At 48.0% G+C, this 22,846-nt stretch carries 13 protein-coding genes; 5 read left to right on the forward strand and 8 right to left on the reverse strand.

What is annotated here, in order from left to right:
• From IM507_RS13580 to IM507_RS13605, 7 genes are all read right to left on the reverse strand, one after another.
• On the reverse strand, nt 1-2,781 hold a 2,781-nt coding region (locus IM507_RS13580), incomplete at its 3' end, for a hypothetical protein (protein ID WP_287637191.1).
• 58 nt (nt 2,782-2,839) lie between these two features.
• Nucleotides 2,840-3,559, reverse strand: a complete 720-nt coding sequence (locus tag IM507_RS13585) for a hypothetical protein (RefSeq protein ID WP_287637192.1) — start codon at nt 3,557-3,559, stop codon at nt 2,840-2,842.
• Nucleotides 3,560-3,987: 428 nt separating this feature from the next.
• Nucleotides 3,988-4,617: a hypothetical protein gene (locus IM507_RS13590; protein ID WP_287637193.1), complete on the reverse strand. Its 630-nt coding sequence runs from the start codon at nt 4,615-4,617 to the stop codon at nt 3,988-3,990.
• Nucleotides 4,618-5,047: 430 nt separating this feature from the next.
• The gene (locus IM507_RS13595; RefSeq protein ID WP_287637194.1) at nt 5,048-5,548 is read right to left on the reverse strand and encodes a hypothetical protein; all 501 of its coding nucleotides are present in this window, start codon (nt 5,546-5,548) and stop codon (nt 5,048-5,050) included.
• Nucleotides 5,549-6,051: 503 nt separating this feature from the next.
• Entirely contained in the window at nt 6,052-6,375 is a 324-nt protein-coding gene (locus tag IM507_RS23545) for an STIV orfB116 family protein (RefSeq protein ID WP_353847150.1), read from the reverse strand.
• A 70-nt stretch (nt 6,376-6,445) separates the two neighbouring features.
• Nucleotides 6,446-6,784 (reverse strand): hypothetical protein, encoded by a 339-nt coding sequence (locus tag IM507_RS13600; protein WP_287637195.1) that lies wholly within the window; start codon nt 6,782-6,784, stop codon nt 6,446-6,448.
• A gap of 178 nt (nt 6,785-6,962) precedes the next feature.
• Nucleotides 6,963-8,885 (reverse strand): hypothetical protein, encoded by a 1,923-nt coding sequence (locus IM507_RS13605; RefSeq protein WP_287637196.1) that lies wholly within the window; start codon nt 8,883-8,885, stop codon nt 6,963-6,965.
• Nucleotides 8,886-9,266: 381 nt separating this feature from the next.
• Here IM507_RS13605 and IM507_RS13610 point away from each other — a divergent pair, with 381 nt between their 5' ends.
• The 5 genes from IM507_RS13610 (at nt 9,267) to IM507_RS13630 (ending at nt 13,174) form a co-directional block, all read left to right on the forward strand.
• Nucleotides 9,267-9,854, forward strand: coding sequence for a D-Ala-D-Ala carboxypeptidase family metallohydrolase (locus IM507_RS13610; protein ID WP_287637197.1), 588 nt, complete (start codon nt 9,267-9,269; stop codon nt 9,852-9,854).
• 13 nt (nt 9,855-9,867) lie between these two features.
• A complete protein-coding gene (locus IM507_RS13615) occupies nt 9,868-10,623 on the forward strand; it encodes a glycoside hydrolase family 19 protein (RefSeq protein ID WP_287637198.1) in 756 nt (251 codons plus the stop codon).
• Between the two features lie 41 nt (nt 10,624-10,664).
• Nucleotides 10,665-11,030, forward strand: coding sequence for a hypothetical protein (locus IM507_RS13620; RefSeq protein WP_287637199.1), 366 nt, complete (start codon nt 10,665-10,667; stop codon nt 11,028-11,030).
• Nucleotides 11,031-11,099: 69 nt separating this feature from the next.
• Nucleotides 11,100-12,026 (forward strand): hypothetical protein, encoded by a 927-nt coding sequence (locus IM507_RS13625; RefSeq protein WP_287637200.1) that lies wholly within the window; start codon nt 11,100-11,102, stop codon nt 12,024-12,026.
• Nucleotides 12,027-12,832: 806 nt separating this feature from the next.
• A complete protein-coding gene (locus IM507_RS13630) occupies nt 12,833-13,174 on the forward strand; it encodes a hypothetical protein (protein ID WP_287637201.1) in 342 nt (113 codons plus the stop codon).
• Between the two features lie 2,078 nt (nt 13,175-15,252).
• Here the strand turns inward: IM507_RS13630 and IM507_RS13635 are convergent.
• Nucleotides 15,253-22,626, reverse strand: coding sequence for a hypothetical protein (locus IM507_RS13635; protein ID WP_287637202.1), 7,374 nt, complete (start codon nt 22,624-22,626; stop codon nt 15,253-15,255).
• Nucleotides 22,627-22,846: the final 220 nt, after the last annotated feature.

The raw sequence follows: 22,846 nt of genomic DNA on the forward strand, positions 1-22,846 counted from the left end.
CACTATGCAGTACTTGCCCTGCATAATGCTAATGATAGGGTTACCAGGAGCATAAACCTGACCCTTCGCTTTCTCTATCTTGCCTTCGATTACTTCCATGAGTTTACTCATGGGGTCATCTAGATCAGCAGCCATAAGAGCGCGGACTGAGCTAGGAATACGGAGTAAGTGAAACTCCTTAGTAATGGTCTTCGGTACGGTGTATTCGAACTCGAGGTCACGACGTATAGCAGCAACACCACTGCCAAAGCCAAAGCGGCTATTGGTGAATGCGGTGCGTAGATAGAGACCACCACCACAACTATAGCTACCATCGCCTAAATCAACGCGAAGTAGGCTATCACGACGATCTATGATTTCAGCACGGGTGTATTTACCTGAGCTAGGTGGACGGTTGTACACCTTAGTAGGCTTGCTAAAGTCATGGATGGAGTATATCTTATCATCCTTAAGCCCAAGGAGCATGACCTTAGCTCCCGGCCCTACAGCGATCCATTTCGCATTGTACTTATCAGGTGCGGCTATAACACCGGCTTTGAGCGACAATTCAAGATCGCTGGGTGCGAGGCCAACGTTCTCCACTTGCAGGAACGGGAAGGCCTTATCCCAAGGCTTGAAAACAACAGGACGGGCCATACAGCGATTAATCTCAAACAGAGACTGACCCTCTTTAGGCTGAGCGCCATAGTTGATGTCCTCGCGCCACAGGTTAGTTACCTCATTGAGAATGGCGCGCGCACCAGTGGCGTTATACACTACCTTCATACAGAGCGCTACAAGGGCTACACGACCACTGTAGTCTTTGCCTCCTACTTTAACTAGCTCATTAGCGATGCGACTCTGACGACCGTCATTAACGGTACCTGTACTAAAGTTGAAAGTAGTGTTACGGTTATTACCCTTGATGACAACACAGGGGCCCTCAACACTAACAATACGGTGTTGTTTAATACACAGGCAGCCTACGAGAGCGGCCAGGTCATCACCAGACCACGTGGCTAATTTAGTGAGGAAGTGCTCACTATACATGCTAACTAAGCATTCGGTCTTAGTAGTATAGGTATGCTTGTCGTCTTCATAGGGAATAGACTTATTTACACCTAAGTTAATGACCTTAGGATTCATTTTAGAATCCGTGGTGTAAACAACCCGATGGTCTAGAAGCGCAAGGAACTTCTTACACATACGGTTGTAACCAGATACGACATAGAGAATCGGACCTTCAGGCAGAAGGTCGAAGTTATTAGCTTCAAACAAGCGGGTTAGCTCTTTACGAGCTGCTATGATGCGCGCCTCCTGCTTAGGAGACACGACTCCACCGAGAGTACTAGGGTCAGGAATTAACATCTCGATAATGCTCTTCATGGTAGTGCTAGTGTTGGTGGTATTGTTAGAGGAGCTATCACTCTCTAACCCCTTAGTAGGGGCTCCTATGTTAGAGAGCGGACGGTCCATCATGTTGCTGAGAGTAGTAGAAGCTGGGCAAGGTGGAGTTACTATAGAGGGAGTATTCACTACTGCGGGAGTATTCACTACCGTGGGGACCTTACCTATCAGACCATTAACAGCCTCAATAGTAAGCGCGATAGGATCACTATTATTGACACTATTGTTATAGACATATTCCCAGTCTAGTAACGTATCAGTGCTGTCGTGCCCAACGGCCTCAGAATATTCCCAGTAGGTACTGTGCCAAATCACGCGGGAGTCATCTATACCCAGGACTTCACGGCAGATGAGGGGATTCATGGCATCTACTACGCTTATCCATGCGAAGTCGGTGCTGGGCTTACCGCTTTCTATGAACTTACTCATTAAGTAATGAGTGCAGAGCAGGCGGATTACTAGCTCTGGATCATACATGAGAAAGGCAGCTTCATACTCGTCATTCCCGTGCTCGGTACCTTCATAATGAGCTTTAGTGGCTTCCCACTGAATTAAGCCTGCGTCAATGGCAGCAGCAGAGGCATTTGTATAGACATCTAGATCTTTGGTAAGACCTAGGGCCTGACAGTGGTGGACTAGCTCGTGCGCTACTACATGCACATCTTCGAAATCAGGTATACTGATAACACCGTCGCAGTAAGAAGCTAGAGCACCCTTCACAAAGGTAACCCCACACAATCGGCCGGCGTCTATAAGTCGGCTAGCATGTATATCTAGGTTAAGATTCACGTGTACGGATATACAGCGTTTGCTACGTGCTGCCTTAGAGGCTGCCTTCTTAGTAGATACGGCTACTTTAGGGTTTTTAGTTTTGTACTTCTTGCCCACACACGTGCGGCCGTTGCCACGATAGTTTAGGCGCCCTTGGTCGAGGGCAGCGATAATACTATCAGCAGCATTATTTACGGTAGCAACGGCTTTAGCGCCGGTGTTAGTAGGACGCAAGGGACGCGCAAATACTGCGCTGACAGCGCGCAGTATAGGTTTAACCTTACGTTGTCGTAAGACAAGTTTGTCTACGGCGTTACGGTTACGTAATACGGGTTTGCGGGCGGCTGAGGCTGCGGCAGCTGCGGCACGACGTAGCGCACGGCGCGCTGATTTTACAAATGCAGGGCGTTGTTGCTGAGGTAAGGAGCGGATGGGGCGGCCAGCCGGCGCAATACGACGAGAGCGACGACGTACTATGCGATTAGCGCGACGGCTCGCTATCTGCTGAGCACGGCGACCAGGGCCTACACGTCGTGTAGTAATAGGAGCACCTGCGATGATAGCGGCGCTGATAGAGGCTACAAGAACATTGGATTGAAAGACGATAGAGTTGATGATATTCATGGTTAGTGGTAATATATAGCCACTAAAGGAAAAAGGGGCCCTGCTTGGGCCCCTTTTATTAGTCAAGTATATAGTCGATGTCGACTGATAGGGCAACCGGCACTTCCCAATCAGTAGCAGTATCATTAGACGCTACTACTGACTCAACAACAGTACCTGGCTTAGATACTATTGCTGCAGTATCTCGTGCAGCCTTAGCAGCCTCCCGTTTGCGTTTGCGGGCGGCCGCTTTACTATGTAACTGTTCCGCAGTTACTACGTTAGGCTTTGCCGTTCCCTCAAACCCATCTAGTATAGACGGGTCTATTTTGGGACGCACGACTTCCCGATGAAGTTGGATTTCTGCACCTTCAAGGTGAAAGTACTGGGTTATTGCGCCCTTGTATTCCGTTTCGCGTCCAACGCAGAGGTCTTCCGCGTTGAAGCTAACTTTTACACACCCCCACGAGCTGTCCCACGCGTCTTCGAAATCTGTAGATAACTCTACAGACATAACAACGTCATCGCTGGCGTCTCCGGAGAGAAGCTTTACAAACTCGGACGTACATAAGCTACGGCCATCGGAGGTAGTGAGAGGTACCTCCCCGTTCTTAATGGATATGAGCCGGAACTCCAGCCAGTAGCTAGACCCATCCATGCGACGCTTGATAGCGCCATTGTGAACATAAGCCACAACCCCACGCTTATTACTGGGGGAGCGGCTTATGTTAAGGGTAAATACGTAGTTTTTGGAGTTAGAGGCTTGGTTAGAGGCTTGGTTGTTGTTGATGTTTCTCATTGTGTATACTTGGGTGTACAAAACTACTAAAAGAAAAGGGGCCAATTGCTGGCGTACTTAACGAACTCAGGTGCTGAACTTCATTCCTCTTCTTTTTAAGGCGCTATCATTTAGAGACGAGGGGCCCGCCTCTATCTTGAATAAGAAGTAGAGACGGGCCCATAGCATTACCCTATTAGAGTAATAATCTCTAAATCACCATTTGGTGCAACATACCAGCGATGACTATCGAGGTCTAGATGACATGCCGGCCCATCTACAGGCCGACGCTGAATTTACCTCCTAGAATAAATGTTCAATTATTCAGGTAAATCTACAGCGGGAGCCCAACCCGCCTCTAACATTGACACGTAATCGATGTCGGAATGGTAGTCCCGTCCGGCATAAACTCCTTCACCCCTCTGCCGCTACCAGCGGGGTAGGGATACTTACTTGAGAGGCCGAATGAAGGCGTAGTTACCCTCATCCCAGGTAGCCACCTGCTGGTAAGTAGCCCACTCAGGAATTACCTCCGCTGTGGGTATCTCTACTTCCCACACGGTCGTGAAGGCACGGCCAGGATTAAGCTTGACCAGATCCTTTTCACAGATAATTAGCTCTCTTTTATTTTTCTTGTAGAAGACCTCTATACCTACCTTCTTGGCCAGAGAAGATATTGCACTCGCTAGACGAGGCGAACAGGGTAGCTCTAGGAAATAGGAGTTGGGATTGAAGTTCCGCGTGTCACGACACTCCACCTTAATCGTGTCGGGACCTACCGCCAAAATGCGGTAGTTGAAGTTACCGATGGCCCCCTTTAAAGAAGACCACCAACCGTTTTCTATATTTATGTCCACGAAAGTAACTAGAGAGCGGCGGCTCATTCCTTTGTCCTTAAGACGAGCCTTGAGGTTTTTCATTACCGCATCGCGTGTCTCAGCGATGTCAGCTTCAGATAAGGTTGGGGGTTGGGAACCACCCATGAAATAATACGAGATGAATGCCCACGTCGTTGGGTGGACGTAGATGCCCGCTGTATGTAGTGCGGCGTAGATTGACGCTGCTAGGATTTTGTACATGTGTCCTCCTGGGACTGATGAATCACCAGAAGGAAAAAGGGGAGCTATATGCTCCCCATAGTGTTAGTCTATTAGAGTGATGACCTCGAAGTCACCATCTGGTAGAACATACCAGCGGTGACCATCCAGGTTTATGTGACACGCAGGACCATCAACTGTACGTAACTGAATAGTGGTATGGCTGATAGTGTGCAGATAGGTTTGATATGGGCACATGATAATACTCCTTCTAGAGTAAAGGTCACTAAAAGGAAAAAGGGGAGTGGGTCCCCCTAAGTATTAATTGATTACATAAATGCACTTAGCGTCTATGTAATCGAGCGAGTGGAACCACAGCCGTGACTCTACTCAGGTAGCGTAAGCACATCATTTACTCTGAGGAGTATTCGATTAATAGACTCTTCAGTAACTAGGACTTACCTATCCTCTATTACTTTAACCAGCTTAGGTCTAGCTGGTAATAGAGAAGTTTATCACTCTTCTCTATTGCCTCGAAGAGACCATAGAGGCACTCCTCGAGATGATCTCGGTCCACCCGGCTAGTCAGACCGAGCCCCTCCCAGGTAGGCTGAGGGGGTTTAATTTCTACTAAGCAGGTCTTGGCGATGCCAACAGCCAGACGAAGACTATCGGTACTATAAAGCTGGCCCAGCTTCTTATATACCGCCTCGGCATCGGTAGTAAGCTGAAGAGCCCATAATTCCCCAGTATACTGGCGGACTATTACGTCCACCTTGTATACCCGGTCTAGGACTCCCCAATCATCAGTGGGGACGAGACGACGAAGGACACCGCCTCGGGAGTTGAGCTCTAGATGCTTATTCGCGAGCTCATGGGCGGCGCCATATAAATATCCCTCACCCCATATCTCCCGGGGCTTAGGGCATTCGAAACCAAGTTCTTCGATTACGCGTAGTACGATTTTCTCCATCTGTAAACCATTCATATGTACTCCTAGTACTATATACCACTAGAAGGAAAAAGGGGCCCCGCCCAGGCCCCTTATCTTTTAGTCTTTATCTACTTCTACTTCTACTTCTACTTCTACTTCGCACGCCGTCACGGAGTAGTTACCGTGACAAATGCCTACGTATACTCCGCCAATGATAGTGGAGCATGTTAGTAAAACGGCACTGACAGCAATAAAAGTTGATAGTTTGGTATTCATAATACCTTCCTTGGGTATAAAGATCAATAAAAGAAAAGGGGCCCCCGCCCAGGCCCCTTTTTTTATTTCATGTCCATATACTCCTAACGTACAGTTGGGATGTTTTGGCCGTCTCCACGGCCAGGTAATTGATTAGTTATTACCGTTATGAAGATGACGGGAATTATAACTATGGACACTACTAATGTTAATGCTAATGATTTCATAATCCCTCCCGGGTTAATAGTTCAATGAAAGAAAAAGGGGCACTGTGCCCCTTCTATCAACTACTTAACAAGGATGTAGTTGATGTCGAACTGGAGTATATCCTCCTCCGTCCATCGTTCTCCTTCTGCCAGCCGCCGAGGGCTGACAAATAAACATACAATATACTCGGCCCCTGGGGGCACTTGTATCCGATTTACTGGTACGTTTACTCCGAGACGAGCGGAGAGTAGCTCCGCCGTAGAGAGGTGCCCGAGAGCACTTGTCCACTCAACGGCGGACAAGAGAATGCGGGCCTCCTTCTCAGATAGGCAAGTATTAGTGATAGCCTCACCCGGCGTGGTGGGGTACAGGGAGTTGGGAAAAGAGTTCAAAACGTAAAGCATAATCTCCTCCTTGGAGATAAAGTTCACTACAAGGAAAAAGGGAGCATTACACTCCCTAAATTACCCCAGGTTACTTGGTATAACCTGGGTTCCAGTTAATTACTGGTTCGGCGATGATCTCACCGCCGAATATTACTAACTTAGACCAGACGCATAGTCTGGTTGGAAGTACTACTTCATCGTAGTAGTTTGGGTCGTCTTCGACGTACCACCAAGGTCGGTGGCTTTCGACGTCGCCGTCGAAGGCGAGAATGAAGACGGCTCCATGCCCTCCACGAGCGAAGTCCTTGGCCACTGCCAGACTGCGGCTGGCGTAAAGAACCTCACCACACCAACCCCAATCGAGGTCGGTGTGAGTATGACCACGGTAGGCGTAGTCAAATTCTCGTGGCAAATGTTTGTAGATCATGTATCCTCTTGGAATTAATTACACCAAAAGGAAAAAGGGGCCTCGGGCCCCTCCTTATCTACTCTACTTATTCAGCTCCGCCGTGAGTGAGCGGAGCTTCTCTATTTCCTGCCTTACCTGTTCTATCTCGCGGCTTTACGCCGCGAGATTAATAGCAGGAGCGGGGCGGTGTTGTTAATCAGTCATGACTGATCACATAGACGCGCTTAGCATCCGTGTAATTTTGATAGTCTTTTGGTAGAAGAGACTGCCCTACCTTAAGTGGCTCGCCCCATGCGGCGAGGGCACCATAGAGATCCCCGTTTGCTCCGAGGAGCACCCGGTTGACGGAGTACATCTTCTCAAGAATCTTTTGGGCTATCTCTTCGTAGAGAAGAATAACCGTGGGCTCTCGTTGTTCTAGCCCAAGTGCTTCGCAATTGTCGAAGCACAGATCCCCGGACTGGTTAATCCAGGTCCAGGACTGCGCTATAATTCCTGAATTATCCTCGAATACGAGGAATCCGGAATTGGGCTTTTCTTGCCCATACCAAGCGCAGGCCTCCCCAGCCTCGTCTGGGTGCTGGCAACAGTTGGTATATTCACCAAGGAACAGCCCACGCGTATCTTCCCGAGGGAGGAAGTAGGCCCGGATTCCATCCCGGGTAGCATTAATCCCCGGGAGGAAGTCCGCTACTTGTAGGGAACGTATAAAACGACCCTCGTAATACTGAAAATCCCATGCAGATACGCCCCAATTGGCGCACTCAAGAGCAAACCCTTGGTGATTAATCACCAGGTACTTACGCGCTTTACATACCGTCACTAATTGACGAAATGGTAGAGAGCGCTCTTCCACGCTCAGTTTGTGCCAGACTCGGCATATTAAGCCGAGTTCAGAAACTGAGGTGGAGCGCTGGCGTAGGCGCTCTCCTTGTGCGAATAGGAACTCGCTCAATCCCTGCCCGCCGAGGGGTAGCCAATAGGTAGCGTCATGCTCGCTGTAGCCGAGCTTGGCCATCTTAGTGAGCCACTCCTCAGAGCGGCTTCCGAAAGTAATTACCAATGGGATGAGGTACTCTGGAGAATCCTCACGTAGCAATAGCTTATTAGCTACTGCTACCTTCAGGGCGGGTATATGCCCCTCCTCCCCAAATATAGTTTCTTTGTTCTCTTTAAAGGCTTTGAGCAAAGGACGCTCAATAGCACAACTAAGTTCCCCGTAGAGTTTACGGAGGGCTAGGCGCTCATGGCCATTGACCCATAAGTATTGAGCTATGGCCGTGCGCCCCGAGCGGCACACCTCATTAAAGCGCTGCCAGAAGGCAGCGGTGCGTTCGGTACGGGAACGACGGCGCGCTCGATCCCATTGTCCCCCCTTTTCTTTCCATATGATTCCAGCAAGGGCTCGTAGGTCTGGACGGGACTTGTACATAGTTCCCAGCCGTACAGCTAAAGATTTGGGAATCTCTGTATTGTACTTCCACACGCTCGCAGCTGGGATTAGATCCCAGACATTCCCAATGCGGGTGGGAACAGGCATACGAACTAGTACCCGCTTAACCCGAATGGGCAGGCGGTTATAGTTTGGGGTAAGGGCTATTGTCAATACCGTACTGTGGTACGGTTGGCGACTAGAGTTCCATTCGCACTCTCGGGCGCGTACACCTTCCCATAGAGGGAGAAAGCGCTTTACTTCCCACCAGTGTTTAACACCTAGATTTACTAGGCGTTCGGCCAACTGGGGAGTTCTTAGCTCCTCGAACCAAAACCCTTCTTTTTCGTAGGGGAGTCCGATATCTTCGTTTAATTTGAGGTACCGGATAAGGCGGAGGCGCACTTTATTTGTTTCTATTGCCTCCTCCAATGTTACTTCTCGGAGGATGACCCGAGAGATAATCCATTGTTGGGAGCTGGATAGACTATTCCACTCCATCCATCCAATCCAGTGAGTGGATGGATTGAGTTCCATCCACTCCCGTAACTCAAATAGAACGTTAGAAAGAGAGGAATAGTAGAGAGCGGGGTCAGCTCCCAACTCAGCTTGCATCTCACATTCAAGGGAGTGGGCAAGCTGAAGGCGGGCCGCCTTGATTTTGGTAGATTTTATAAACTTAGACATGGAATTGTCCTCCTGGGACTAAAACTCACCAGAAGGAAAAAGGGGCCCGCAGGCCCTATTATTAATGCCATACCATCATCTACTTGAAGCAGGTGATATCAATACCCAAGAGGATCGGGCATCCCTATATTAGTTGGAATGGACAGCCCCTGGGTGGGGGAGGGGGTATACCCTATAATACACCAAAATACCGCCAGCAAATATCGAGAATCTAAGAGCTCTAGACCTATAATACGCCCAAATACCGCCAGCAGGAGGGTGGGGGAGGGGGTATACCTTATAATAGGCCAAAATACCGCCAGCAAATATCAAGAATCTAAGAGCTCAGTAATAAGCTAGAGAGGTGTGGCAGTATGGAGCAGTTATATAGGAGGTAATGATATGTTAAAGGACATCAAAGGAACAGTGAAGATAGAGGATCTAAGTGAAGAGCAAATAAGAGAATTACAGAGGAGGCTAGGGATACAGCAGACAGGAATAATGGGGCCAATGACGAGGAAGGCCTGGGAGGACTGGAAGAGGAGTAAGGGTATGGGGGAACCGGGGTTAATAGGGCCGGGTTCTATAGGTCTATTACTAGAGGATATAGACTGGACGGATATGACGAGTAAGGTGAGTAAGTACTTCACAGTGAGAGAAGTAACGAAGGGGCAGGCAGCGCGCATACCAACGAGTAAGGTCATCCAGGGCAATATAGTAAGACTAGCTAAGGAGTTAGATAATATAAGGGAGGAGTGGGATAAGCCCATTATAGTAACGAGTTGGTATAGGCCCCGCCGAGCTAATCGAGTTCGAGAGGTGGTTAGACGAACATTGGTACGGGCCGCTGGGGTGGGGGGCCCAGAGTGGGAGAGGCTTCACGCACCTAGGGTTAACGAAGGGGTGGAGAGCAGAAGGAAAGAAGGGGCCCCGCTGGAGATACTAATGCCTACCCCTCCCCATACAAGACAAGGAGCATTAGCATACTGATACAAATAGAAGTATGCTAAGAAATATTGATAGAGCAATGCGGCTGCAAGAGTTAAATAGTCAGCAAGTGCAGGAGCTACAACAGGAACTAGGTGGTTTAGTAGTGGATGGGGTAATGGGGCCGAGGACAGAGGCTAGGTGGAAGGAGTGGAAGAAGGCAAATAATCAAGCGGAGCTTGACCTAATAGGACCAGGCTCTGTGCGTCTATTACTATCAGATGAGGAAGTAATGACGAGAGGAGAGTACGATCTAGCGTTAGCCCCAGCCTCTAAGAAAGATAGGGATCGATACTACAGGCCTCTAATGGCAGCGATGGAGGAGTGTAATATAAAGGGGCCCGCGCGTATAGCGATGTTCTTAGCTCAGCTAATGCACGAGTCAGGGAACCTACGCTACGATGAGGAGATATGGGGGCCCACACCAATACAGAGGGGATACGAGGGCAGGAGAGACCTCGGTAATATAAAGGTAGGAGATGGGCGAAGATTCAGGGGTAGAAGTTTACTTCAGTTAACGGGCCGGGCCAATTACCAAAACATGGGGAATATGCTAGGGCTACCGCTAGTAGATAACCCAGAACTAGCAAGGGAGCCCATCAACTCAGCACGCATAGCAGCGCACTACTGGAGAACACGGGGGCTAAATGAAATAGCAGACAAGAATGATATAAACGCATTCAGGCAGGTAACGCGACGTATCAATGGCGGGCTGATAGGGTTATCAGATAGACTAGAGCACTGGAAGAGAATACAGGCGGTGCTGACATGATAACAGGAAGGTTCCGTATATATCCGAGTAGAGACAACTCTATGTTAGAGGAAGATGGTCACTACTATGAGGCCCGCATTCACGACACCGTGGGATCTCTACTATTATGGGGGCACCAGAAGAGAGGGGGGCATACAGTAGACTATAAAGCCATAGTAATACCAGACGATAATGTAAATGAGGACGGCCATATACATAGTAGAGTGGGATGGGTAGGGTTATGTCTTCCCTACCTAGATGCCGGTATAATAGCACACGAGGCCCTACACATAGCCACATCATATCTGAGACTGAAGGGTCTACTTAAACTAGGAGAAGATATAGATGATGATGAAGAGACATTAGCGTATACGTTAGGTACGGTAATGAGCCAGATAGGGGAGTATATACACAAGAGATACAGATAGTATTGGCAGAGGCAGCCCCGCGTTCCTCTGCAATTTAATTATTGTCCACAATTAATTAGGAGTTAATTTATGACGTTACCTATTGTCGGCTCGAGATACGGATTCGCAACCTACGGCTGGCGTACATCTGCGATTGGCGGAGTACATTTTAATATACCTGATTTCCTTTTATTCCTGGACGCTATTGGCATTACGTCGACGCATCGATTTGTCAGAGCGGATGGGACGCTAATTAATCTTCGATTCCCAGAAGTTGATACTGACTTAATCCAGTTGGGAAATGTAACTGAAAGTATTAATGATGGGCGGCATCGGGTGTCAATGGTACGTGCTAATAATGATGTTGGAACTAACCCATTTTTCTGGTCGCTTTTGGGGCATACCTATGCTACAAAAACCCAGCTTAATGACTCAAGATCTACAACATTAAGCACGTATAATAGCGGAGTCCCAGGATACTTCTACGCCTGTGCCGATAATAGGGGAATTGCTATGTTCGCAGCGACTAATACCGGATTATCTACATATAGTGGCCAGACATCTTTTCACTACTTTGGATACTGCGAGGATCCAGCATCCGTAGCTTATTTTGGCAATAATGACCGCTATCCACTAGACTATGTTGGATCTGGCGGTAGTAATTTTAAAAGATACAAAGAGATGATGGTACCTGGAGGAGTAGGAGGGGGGCAACTCTCTCAACCTGTGGTAGTTATTAGATCTATTAATTGCGTCACTCCTACTCCTGATGCTAATAGTACTGATCTTATGTTTAGAGATAACGGCTTCACAGACTATGGGACTGATTATCCCTTAGGAAGAGCCAGACCCTTTTTATTATTTATTAACCAAAATCTAGCAGTGAATAGTCTAGTAAGGGTTCTAAACGAAGACGAACCGACACCAGAAGATCACTTTCACATAGTAGTTAGTAGTGTTACTGGTGGCGGCAGCATATTAATGCCAATTATTACTGAAAATTACACCTTGCCATAGCAGATTGATTGAGGACGCAATACTTAACCGTCAATCAATACTAATTAGCCTTGAGTTAGGTCTGGCATAGGTGGCTTAAGCTTGTTAAATGCCTGTATCTTATGGACCACGCCGTGTACCGGTATGACTATGTTCTTACCTGTATTACCATTACATTTAAGGCACGCGCTACACTGAGTCTCGTTAACTGAATAGAGACAGGCCTGCTCTCCCCTAATAGGTAGCTCACCATCTATAGCAACCCGATAGGTAGCCCAGCCCATAGAGTGAGCCAGCTTTAAATCCTCACGTGACTCTACACTAGCATGGAGATAGTTGCGCCACTCAGGGTCACAATCACGCCATCGATGGGTATAACCAGTCCATCCCGGTGCCTTATTAATCAGAGGTAGCCAGGCAGAGAGGGGCACCATAGCTGGATCGCCATAGGCTCCCAAGCGCAGGGGGAATGGTAGCGTAGTGTTCTTCCAGGTATCGAGATCACCACGTTCCCACATACGCCATAGGTTATTAGAGGCCCGCGGATCCACATAACACACCCGTTTCCGCAGAGGACAATCACCGCATATACTACTATCAGCACCAGACTGTATATTAGATATAGGCGAGCCCTCCTGACGCAGGATATATGTCTGTATCATAAAGCCCGTCTTACGGTTCATGCTGGGGCGCTGGAATCCACTGGCGAGAACTACTATAGGTTGGCTATCCCAGAGAGAAAGACCACTCCATATCACGAGGGTACTACTTTTATACATAGAATATAGTCTAGAATGGATTGAAGTATGGTATTATCATTGAAAAATATGCACACACAACTCGAAGACTGTGCTAGTCAACTACTAGTAGCAGCAATAATCAAGAGAGATGAGGCAGCCACTGAGGCTATTCTAGATGTCATCGCCCTATTATTCACTGAAGCCGAGCAGGTAGAAGCAGCTCATATGGCTTACAATAGCCTAGATGAGAGTGGATGTGACTGGCTTCAGGAGCAGATAGAATTGCTAGACTGCCCCTCAGCCGAGGTTAACCAGGAGGTCTTAATGCAAGCACTAGAAGACGAGGGTATCTTTGTAACAGAGCAGACCCTAGAACACACGTACGGTAAGTTGGAGCATGATGGTGAAACTAATACGATTCTTAAGTAGTTTAATAGCTCTAGTACGCCTACTGAGTCGAGCTCATCTTACATGGGCCGGCCCGTATCTCACAGTAGACTACGAGGGAGTGATAATCCGTGTAGGTCAGGGGGAGTTGAGTATAGATACCAGTAATCATATGATGATTAATTGCAATCACAAGGAGGATAGTAGACCAGATGTTTCCAGCGTGCAGGATAGGAGATATGGTGAGGAGCATATGCCCCAGGATACCCGACGGGCCCTTCTACACAGGTAGTCCTGATACTATGATTAATGGTAGATCCGCCATACGAATAGGAGACAACTCAGTGCCGGGCCCTGCTATCACTGGTAGCCCGCGCACACTTATTAATGGCATACCCGCCGTGAGTATTATAGATCAGGTCTTCTGTGGCGTTATAATAACAGGTAGTGAAGACACCTTTATAGATTGATGCTTACATTTAATAGAGATCCACAGCCTGCCACCATAAGCACACCCCCCACTACTACTAATGCAGTCATACAGCAATTCAATAGTGAATTGGAGGAGGAATGGATAGTAGGAGAGCAGCAGGTTACCACACAGGGGGCCCGCGTGTATAGTCGGCGATATCACGATATACGCTTCAACGAGACAGATCTCGTACGATTAGATATGGTCAGCCTGGGTCGATATTCTCGTGTGTATGAGGCAGATCATTACTATAGACTCATACGCCCCTTCTACGAGGACGTATACTCTGGCTCAGTGTCTAATCCCTATAATATGGGCCCGCCCAGTGATAGTGATTTCCTGCAGTGGCAGAAGCGTATTAATACGTATAGGCAGGAGAAGCACTATAGACCTAAGCGTGTGGATACGATAGTATGGCAGCGCCCCGTTGATTGGCCATCACTAGGACAAGAGCAGGGTACCTTTCCTCCTACGCCCTATGTACTACCTCTAGTCAATGTAGGTAAGAGAGTGGCCGCCCGTGTAGTTGTAGACCCCCCCGTATCTCACACGGTAGAGATACTACAGACTCTTGATGGGCCGGCCCAGGTAGTCAGTGGTATATTCTTATTGCACTGGCCTATTATACGTATTAAACTACTAGAATTATTACTAGGGGCCCCCTCTACCGTAACCGTGGAGTTTTGGGGAGAGTATCTATTCTCTCGCTTCAGTCCCGAGATAAATCACTCAGGAGAGAGCGATATACTACAGCACCCTGTAGGCTCTAGTCTAGCGACCAGATTATTACCCCCCAATAGGAGTGGTATGCCGCAGAACTTCTGGAATAACGGTGGGGATACAGCCCCATTAGTAGATAATTACTGGGCTCGCCAGGGAAATGGATCATGGACAAGTTAATACTACTAGATAAGCTAGCGCTACTAGATAAGGTGAAGTTAGAGGAGCTGGAGCCAGAGGACATACACCAGCTCCTACGCTTATATTACTTAGATACACCAGCTGATATAGATATCCTTAGGATTAGAATAAGTAAGAGATTACTACGCGGAGTTAACCGTACCTATCTTCAGCACCTTAAGCTACTATATGTTTACTTAGGACACTACCTTAAGAAATCAGGAGTTATACGTTGATTTATATATCAATTACATTCTCACAGCATCAGTCCCTTGATTGGTCTGATTGGTCACATACAGTAGGAGAGGATGCCTTTGGTTGGCTACAGACAGCGGGGGAGGACAATATTATAGTAGAGAAGTTAGAACCATACGAGGCAGTACTAGCTATAGAAGATGATATAGCGGATAATATAGGATATATATGCGCCATGCTAATAGAGCACGGCGTAGTAGAATTTAATGTTCACGTAAGTCCTACTCAATTAGCATGGTAACACTATCAGACTACAGACTCATATATGAGATAACATCACTACCGACTATAATATTCGCTGGGATGACCGCGGCGGATGAGCCATTTCACTTCACTCGCTTTGAGGTGCCCCCTATTAATGGTCCTATCGAGTGCCGCTTTTCACTATTCGATAAGTCAGGTAATTTGATAGAGTTATCTAATCAATATGTGTACAGTACTACGCTAGTGGCTACCTGCAATATAGTGCCACTGCGTATGATAGAGAAACTAGTTAAACCAGATCCATAGAGTAACTCTCGCTCTCATCTCGATAGGCCATACTATTAGGACGATCTAATGTTAGGTCACTCATATAGAGGGCGTCATAGGTGTCGTATTCATCACCATTGAATATAGTTTGTACGAAGAACTCAACAGGGGAGCCCGCGTCATCTACGACCTCGGTTTCAGCATTATCCTCTCGTTCCATGCGAGCTTGATTAATAGCTTCTTGAGTAGCGCGTATACCGGCACTAACAGCGTCTAGAGCTACGGGGGCTACACTACGCTGCATACTGACCTCTAGCCCACGATGGAGTAATTTATTTACGAAGCCTGCTGATACGAGGCTCAATGCCCCCGTGATGACGTTGCTAGCTACATTACGCAGGCCCGCGAATGGGTCAGAGTCTATTGTGGGAGCCTTACCGAGTGTCTTCTCTACGAATGGGTTGATGATATAGCGGCCTGCGAGTTGAGCTGTTGCGCCAAAGGCTATCTCCTGTGCTAGTAGCATACCGACACCAATTGTATAGTCTTCGTGTAGTTGGCCTGCTAAGCGGCCCTTGAATCCCATACTCATCAGAGTACCTGCAGCGAAACGTCCCATCTGGTTACCTGCTGGGGCGCTTACGTAGGCCATAGCGCCTAGCATATTACCCATAGTCTGCTGCATTGCCTCGGGGCGGGCTCCGCCACTACTAATCATATCTCCTGCCAACGCTAATAAGGGGAATAGAAGTACATCCATTAGATTACCGGCAGTATTGTTAAGAATAGGTAGATCATCTGCTACGCGTAAGAGGGGGCGATCTGGTCGTGGGCGAGGGTCCAGTGGGTCCATATCAGGGGGTGAGCCGGCCAGTAGGTAGTCGCGCCGACGAGCTGATAACTCCTTAGCCCTATCTGGAGCGACACCCATATCCTGTAGCAGTTTTATATAGCGCGTATCGACGTCACGACTCTCATAGTCCCGTAGCTCTTCTACTAGTCTATCGGCTGTATCTACCTGTTGACCTAGCGCTGTAGCGCGAACATAAGTAACTAATCGACTAGTGGCTGTCTCATCTGTGAGAACTGTCTTCTGAATAAACTCTGCTATCTCCTTATCAGCTGGGCTAGGGGTACCGCTATTGAGTAACACGCTAAAGATGTCTGCTATTTCATAGCGCTTACCATCAGCGTGAGTGAAGGTATCCATAAGAGACTCGAGAGCCCGTGTTACCTGCTCAGGCTCGTTTATCTTCCCGGCCGATATAGCCTGTAACAGTGATCTAACCAGCGGACTAGCTCCTGAGCCAGTAAGGTCACCAGCGGCAGTAATCAGATCCTGACCGAGTACATCCTCTAGTTGTCCTCCGTATAGTGTAGAGCGGGTACTATCATTAATAGCGAAGCGCAGTAGTTTACTACCATCAGTATTAGCCCAGAGTGATGCACTCTCCCTACTACGTAGGAAGTTCATAGCTAATATACGCTTAGTATCCGTACCCATATCCTGGAAGCGCTTATCTCCTATTACATCACGAGTGAAGTTCTGAAACTCTTCTACTTCTATCTCCATCTCGGTGAGGCCATTAGTGATGCCGCCTGCTATAAGAGCATCTATCTGAGCGGCCCGCGCGGGCTCACTATTTATGTAGGTCTCTACACTCTCTGCTAGGCCTCTACCAGAGCTAATGGGGTTACCTGCCTTATCGGTTGGCATAGCCCGCTCGAAGGCGAATACAGCCGTCATACCTACTAGGTCCTGACGTAGCTGATAACTGGCTATGAGGGCGCGGCTATGGGTACCTATCTCATCTCCTCGCAGTACGCTCAATCGACGAGATAAATCTAACTGCTCAGTTTCTCCAATGGATAGCTTAGTCAGCAGATCATTAATCTTAGAGTCCTGGGCATCATTAGTAGCTGATGCCAATAATTCTTTATGAGCTCCTATATACGCATCTAACTTAAATAGAGGAGTTATAGACGGTAGTAGTCTACTCATATCATCTACTACACGCTGGCGCTCCACATCATCGACAGCATCTACAAAGCGCTTATGGTACTGCGATAAGTTCTCTAGGAACTCAGCACCCCCCATCTTAGGCTTAATAGCATCCCGCAGCATTTGTTGTATCTCTTGCAGGAATGTGCCTACCTCACCTACCTCTGTTCTACTCTGGCGAGCCAGTCTCTGTATATCCACTATCTTACTATCGGCCTCTAGGTTAGCATCACTCGCGCTCATGCCTCCTGCCATACCCTGATCGATTAGTATACGACGCATGTCATCCTGTAGAGCCGGGCTATTTTCTAGTGCGTGAGACACAGCCATAATAGGGGAGCGCTCGTATAGCATACCCACGGTAGTGTTATACGTCTTACCGAGGATTACACTACCTGCCTGGCCTAGTACCTTCTGCATCATATCGAATTGGCCGCCGCTCATGACACTACCATCAGCGCGCTTCATGTACTTGCTGAGATTATCGCGGGCATTAACAGCAGTTAGTTTATGCAGGAAGTCATAGGCCTTCTCTTCTTGATCATTACCTGTAGCGCTCAGGATATCATGTAGACTAGCCCGCACGAATGGCCCCGTATCAGGGTTATTAACGAGATCGGTTAGTATGTTCTGGTCTGTAGAGGTAGATAATTTATTAACTATATCAACTGCATTATCAGTTCTGCTCTGCTGTATTAATTCTAATAGGGACTCATGAGCCGGTTGTATACGTGCGTATACGTCCTCCATCATACCGAAGAGACCGCGGGACTGTTCTACTAATACCAGGGCATGTTCTATACCTCGCTGTTCCAGCATACCCTTATCTAATTTCATATAGCCCGCTACCCAGCTATACACTGAGTCGGTATACTCATTCCAATTAGCATTAGTGGCTACCTGTTGTATAGTATCCAGTAGAGCACTGGCGCGCATATCTAGGTCATTAGCTTGCTTCTCTAGAATGGTACGCTTAGCGGGATCAGCGGCCTGAGATGCCATCTCCCGCCGCTCCTTAGCGCGTTCCAGCATATCATCGCGCTGCAACTTCATTTGAGAGTAATTGAAGAATATAGCGCTGAAGGTATCCCCATCGAAGTCCCCTAGGTTACTAGTTATAAAGCTAATGGGATTAAGTAGAGTCAACGACTTATTACGAGTATCATCAAAGAAGTTAAAGCCACTGCCAGTTAGGTCTTGGTATATGTTATTAATACTATTGAGTGTATCTAAGCCGAACACCAGCTTATCGAGATGGGTGTTCCCAGGGGGCGGGCTACGTTGAATCCAGGCTCTCGTTAACTCCAGCTCAGTGAAGAACATACTCATATCAGCCTGCAGAGTACTATTCATTATGAATAATGAATCGCGCGCTGCACGATTAGCCATTACTGTATCTAGTTCCACTGCATAGGCGGCGTTTGCGTTATCTACCAGCTTCCTATATTGAGCTATGAGAGCCACGCCTTTATTATGTAAATCAGTGCCCCGGGGGCTCTTACCTTCTAAATACGTATCTACAGCAGAGGTCACGGCATTAATAGTTCTCTCTAGACTATCTAGTCTAGTAGAGAATATATTCAGCATCTCAGCACCATCCTTACCACGCGTATCACTGAAGAAGGATAGGTCTATGGGATTCTTACGTATGCGGCCCTGTAGTAGATCCAGGTTATCAAACCTATTACCTAATGCATTAGTGTCAATGTAGATACGCATATTATCAGGTATGATAGAGCGGGACGGGCCCTGACTACCTATCATGAGCCCAGAGATAATAACAGGTAAGTGACCCAGATCTCTATACTTATGAGTTTCAGCTCCAGGCAGAGATTCTAGTATTGTGCCCATCTCGGCTTCACCTAGAGTAGATATCAGAGAATCCCCGCTACCGCTGAATTTCATGCTACTGAATCTATCCATCTCAACTTTAATTTCTATCTCTAGTTGAGCGTATTCAGCTGCCTGTGAATCAGGAGCCAGTTTTCTTATACCGGCCACTCTGCTCTGGAAGTTCTTACTTTTATCTACTATTGCCTCCAGCCCATACATGCCCGCTATACTGAGGCCCTCAGTTATAGCGTATATCTGCTGTTGTATTAACCTACGACCAATTCTCTTATCACCTGACTGGCCAATAACAGACAGGTTATTCTTAAGATGGTCCCCTAATCTAGTAAGTATCTCCTCTCGTGTCTGACTACCTCGCGTACCGAAGCGCTCCATAGTGGCCTCTGCTAGTACGGCGCCGCGCACAGGTACATACCAGCTAGCGGCCCCCACACCAGTAGTACCTGTCACGCCTATCTTATTACCAGTGATAGACTGCAGATATGCGCTCGCCAGGTCATTATAAACGCGGGCCTCATAAGTGTTGTTGAGTTCCTGGAACCGAGTCAACTCCTGTATCTGGAAATCACTGAGGCCCTCCAGTTCAACAGTAGTCCTCGAGCCAGACTCAATGGCCACCTTCTCGAAGATATCGCGTACTGCACTACCGGGGGCCAGCATAATCCACTTATCTACCGTAGCAGCAGCTATCTCATTCTCGTGGCTACCGAACTGGATACCTGCTATCCTCACGTCCTCAGGACTCAGGATAAATCCCCTGTCCTTAATAGTTGTATTGAATACAACGTTATTCCCCTCTATACGGAAGGAGGGGAACTCATAAGCTATACGACGAAGACCCCTCTGGCCCATTGACTGCACGGTAGCTTCAGTGGCCTCTACACCCAGTACCTTATCCCCTGCTAGACGCCAGCGAGACGCATGGGCATATATATCATTCTTCAGGACACGAAGTGACTGGCGCACTACATTACGAAGAGTATCTCTATCGGTCCCCGCAGGTTGCCCCATCCATGTAGCTATCTCATCAAGTATAGTATGGGTAACATTAGTAGTATTGAGGCTCGACTCTCTAGTATATGACACCATGTCAGTATCACTGGCACTCTCGAGTAGAGACAATGCAGTGTGGAACTGCCTGTATCGTTCGCGTAGATTAGTTATATCGCTTAATGGGGCCCGCGCATCGTTATACGCTCCTAGTAGTATTTCTCCCAACGTAGAGTTAGCGTGGAAGTCCAGACTAGCCAGGTCATACATAGGGATATCATCCACCGCTATCTTATTGGGGTCTGTCCCTATGGCCATCTTCATGACGCCAAGGATAGCCCTACGCATACTATCAACACTACCATCACGCTTGAATTTATCCACGTTAGCCATGAAGGGACTAGATACTATATGCTGCATTTCTAGTTGCGCAGTGTCCTTACTACTCAACGGCACCTTAGAGCTACTACCCATCACGGCATTATATAGCACTACATAGCGAGAGTAATTACTCAATCTATCGAGCATAACGGCCACGTTCTCCTGGCCTACGCTTATCTCATCTGCTTGCGTAACACCTGCTATAGCGCTCATAGCCGCATACGCATGACGAGATATACTATCGCTACCAGTCACTGGCGTAGTATTGAGCTCTAGGGTATTATTAAGCGACATGAGCTGCATCATAATCTCTAGATTACCAGCTATAGCAGCGCGCTCAAAGCCGCGACCCATAGCCCCAGTATCTACATAACCCCTGCGTGCTGCATCTGCTGCATCTACTATCAGACCTACCTTATCGGATAATGCCCCGCTACTAGTTCCACTACGCAGGGCTGTCATTATCTCTGATATATCGATGGCCCCTAGAACAGGACTCTGTAGTCTATTAATAGCGCCGTCGCTCCCGCGTACTAGCTTCTTACCTATTTCGAGATGAGGAGGGTTATCTCCTAGTTTATCATTCCGCATAAGTTCCAGCATAGTAGACATATAGAGGTCACGATAGTAATTACCGAGCCGCCCCTGCGCTGCCAACTGTGCTATCTCTATATAGACACTGTCTATATTGATATTGCTATTATTACTAAAGAGACGCGAATCAGTTATGGAAAGGAGAGCGGCCGCTATTTGCTGATCATTCCGTTCTAGTACCCCCCGACGGAATAGTTCCCCGCCATTATAGGTAAGTAGAGTAGCCCCGTGGTTGAATGCATAGCTCTTCAGGTTAGTGGGACTGACTATATACTGGATGTCCTCTATCTCGAGGGCACTATGATAGCCCCCCTGCTGTATAGTGGGGAACACCTCACTACGCATAATATCCTCGCTCAGGAACACAGGGACTATCTTAGCCAGACCGCGCTCTGCCTCTACCCGTCGAGAGCCACCCTCAAGTAGAGTGCGTAGGAATTGTATCTGCACCTGCACTTCATTAGTAGCATCGCTACCAGTCAGCCTACTAACCTGTAGTAGCTGCTCAATAGCGTACTCGCCGCGTATACCGGCTGCGGCACTAGTAGCCATAGCGGCCCCCATATTAGGATTACGAGATGTACTCTCTATCTGGTCTAGGAATACGCGCATCTCACTACGAGTAGTGATAGCCTGCTTACGGCGCCCCTCTCTATCTAGTAGATAGTAGCGCTGCTCTCTCTCATCGAATACAATACGGTCATCGCTACTCACTAGTACATTATCGAATGTCCAGTCCCGCCCTAGTAGACTAGCCTTACTACTCTTAGTAGCCTGATCTAGGAAGCCGCGCCTTACCCTATGTAGTGGGTTAGCATACGCGTAGTCACTATAGGCTCCCTCCAGTGCCATAATCATGACAGTAGGGCGGGCCCGTCCAGAGCCTATCAATCCCCGCTCTCTACTAGCGAAGAGTTGAGATTGCACTATAGTAGCGCGGAATAGCTCGGCCAGTACGCTATCATCCTCAGTGGGTATATCCTCACTATCGATACCCAGGCGGTCGGCCAATTCATACCGTATAGCCTCTAATTCTACAGCCGCCTCATTACTCATAAAGCGAGATATTCTACCACTGAATATAGCACCATAGCGATAGCTATCATCTACGATACTACTATCTAGTCCACGTGCCTCTAACCCCGCGCGCAGGTCAGCTAGGTATGCGTCCTGATACATGCTGCCCTGCAGTACATCTACATTGCTACCACCGTAGCGGGCTCGATACCTAACGGGAGTCATCTCAGGTATGACCTTACCGGTATCAGTGGTACTAACTAACTCCAGCACCCGGGTATAACCCTCGCTTATATCCATGAGCGGGCGCATACCAATCACGTTCTTGAGACGCTGAGGCACCTGATCCGGCTTATTAGGATCAAAGAAGAACCGGAGTAGGTTATCGCCGCGGGCATCAAACTCTGCCTCTAGCAGGGAGCGGTCTATACCCAAATGACTCACTGCCTTCATGTATTCGCTCAGCTCATCTCGCCGTATGATATCCCCCACACCAGTGCTGTGTATGATGGATAGGTCGAAGACCTCACTGGCAGTGGCACGGCGAGATAGAGGTAGCACATTATTATAGCCAGTAAAGTACTGGCTCTCATCAGTAGCCGTAGAGTCTATATTACCTTCAGCAACTCGTACAAAGAGGAAGTCATCGCCTACACCAAGGTCAGATACCGGACCTATAGGCAGTGGGCTAGCAGTATAAGCAAAGGCACTCAGATTACTAAAAGCAGTCTCATTAGCCTTAATACGGCGTAGTGCAGCATTAACTATAGATATACCAGCG

The sequence above is a fragment of the Microcystis sp. M20BS1 genome (assembly GCF_020245305.1).
In the GTDB taxonomy this organism is placed as follows: Bacteria; Cyanobacteriota; Cyanobacteriia; order Cyanobacteriales; family Microcystaceae; genus Microcystis; species Microcystis ichthyoblabe_A.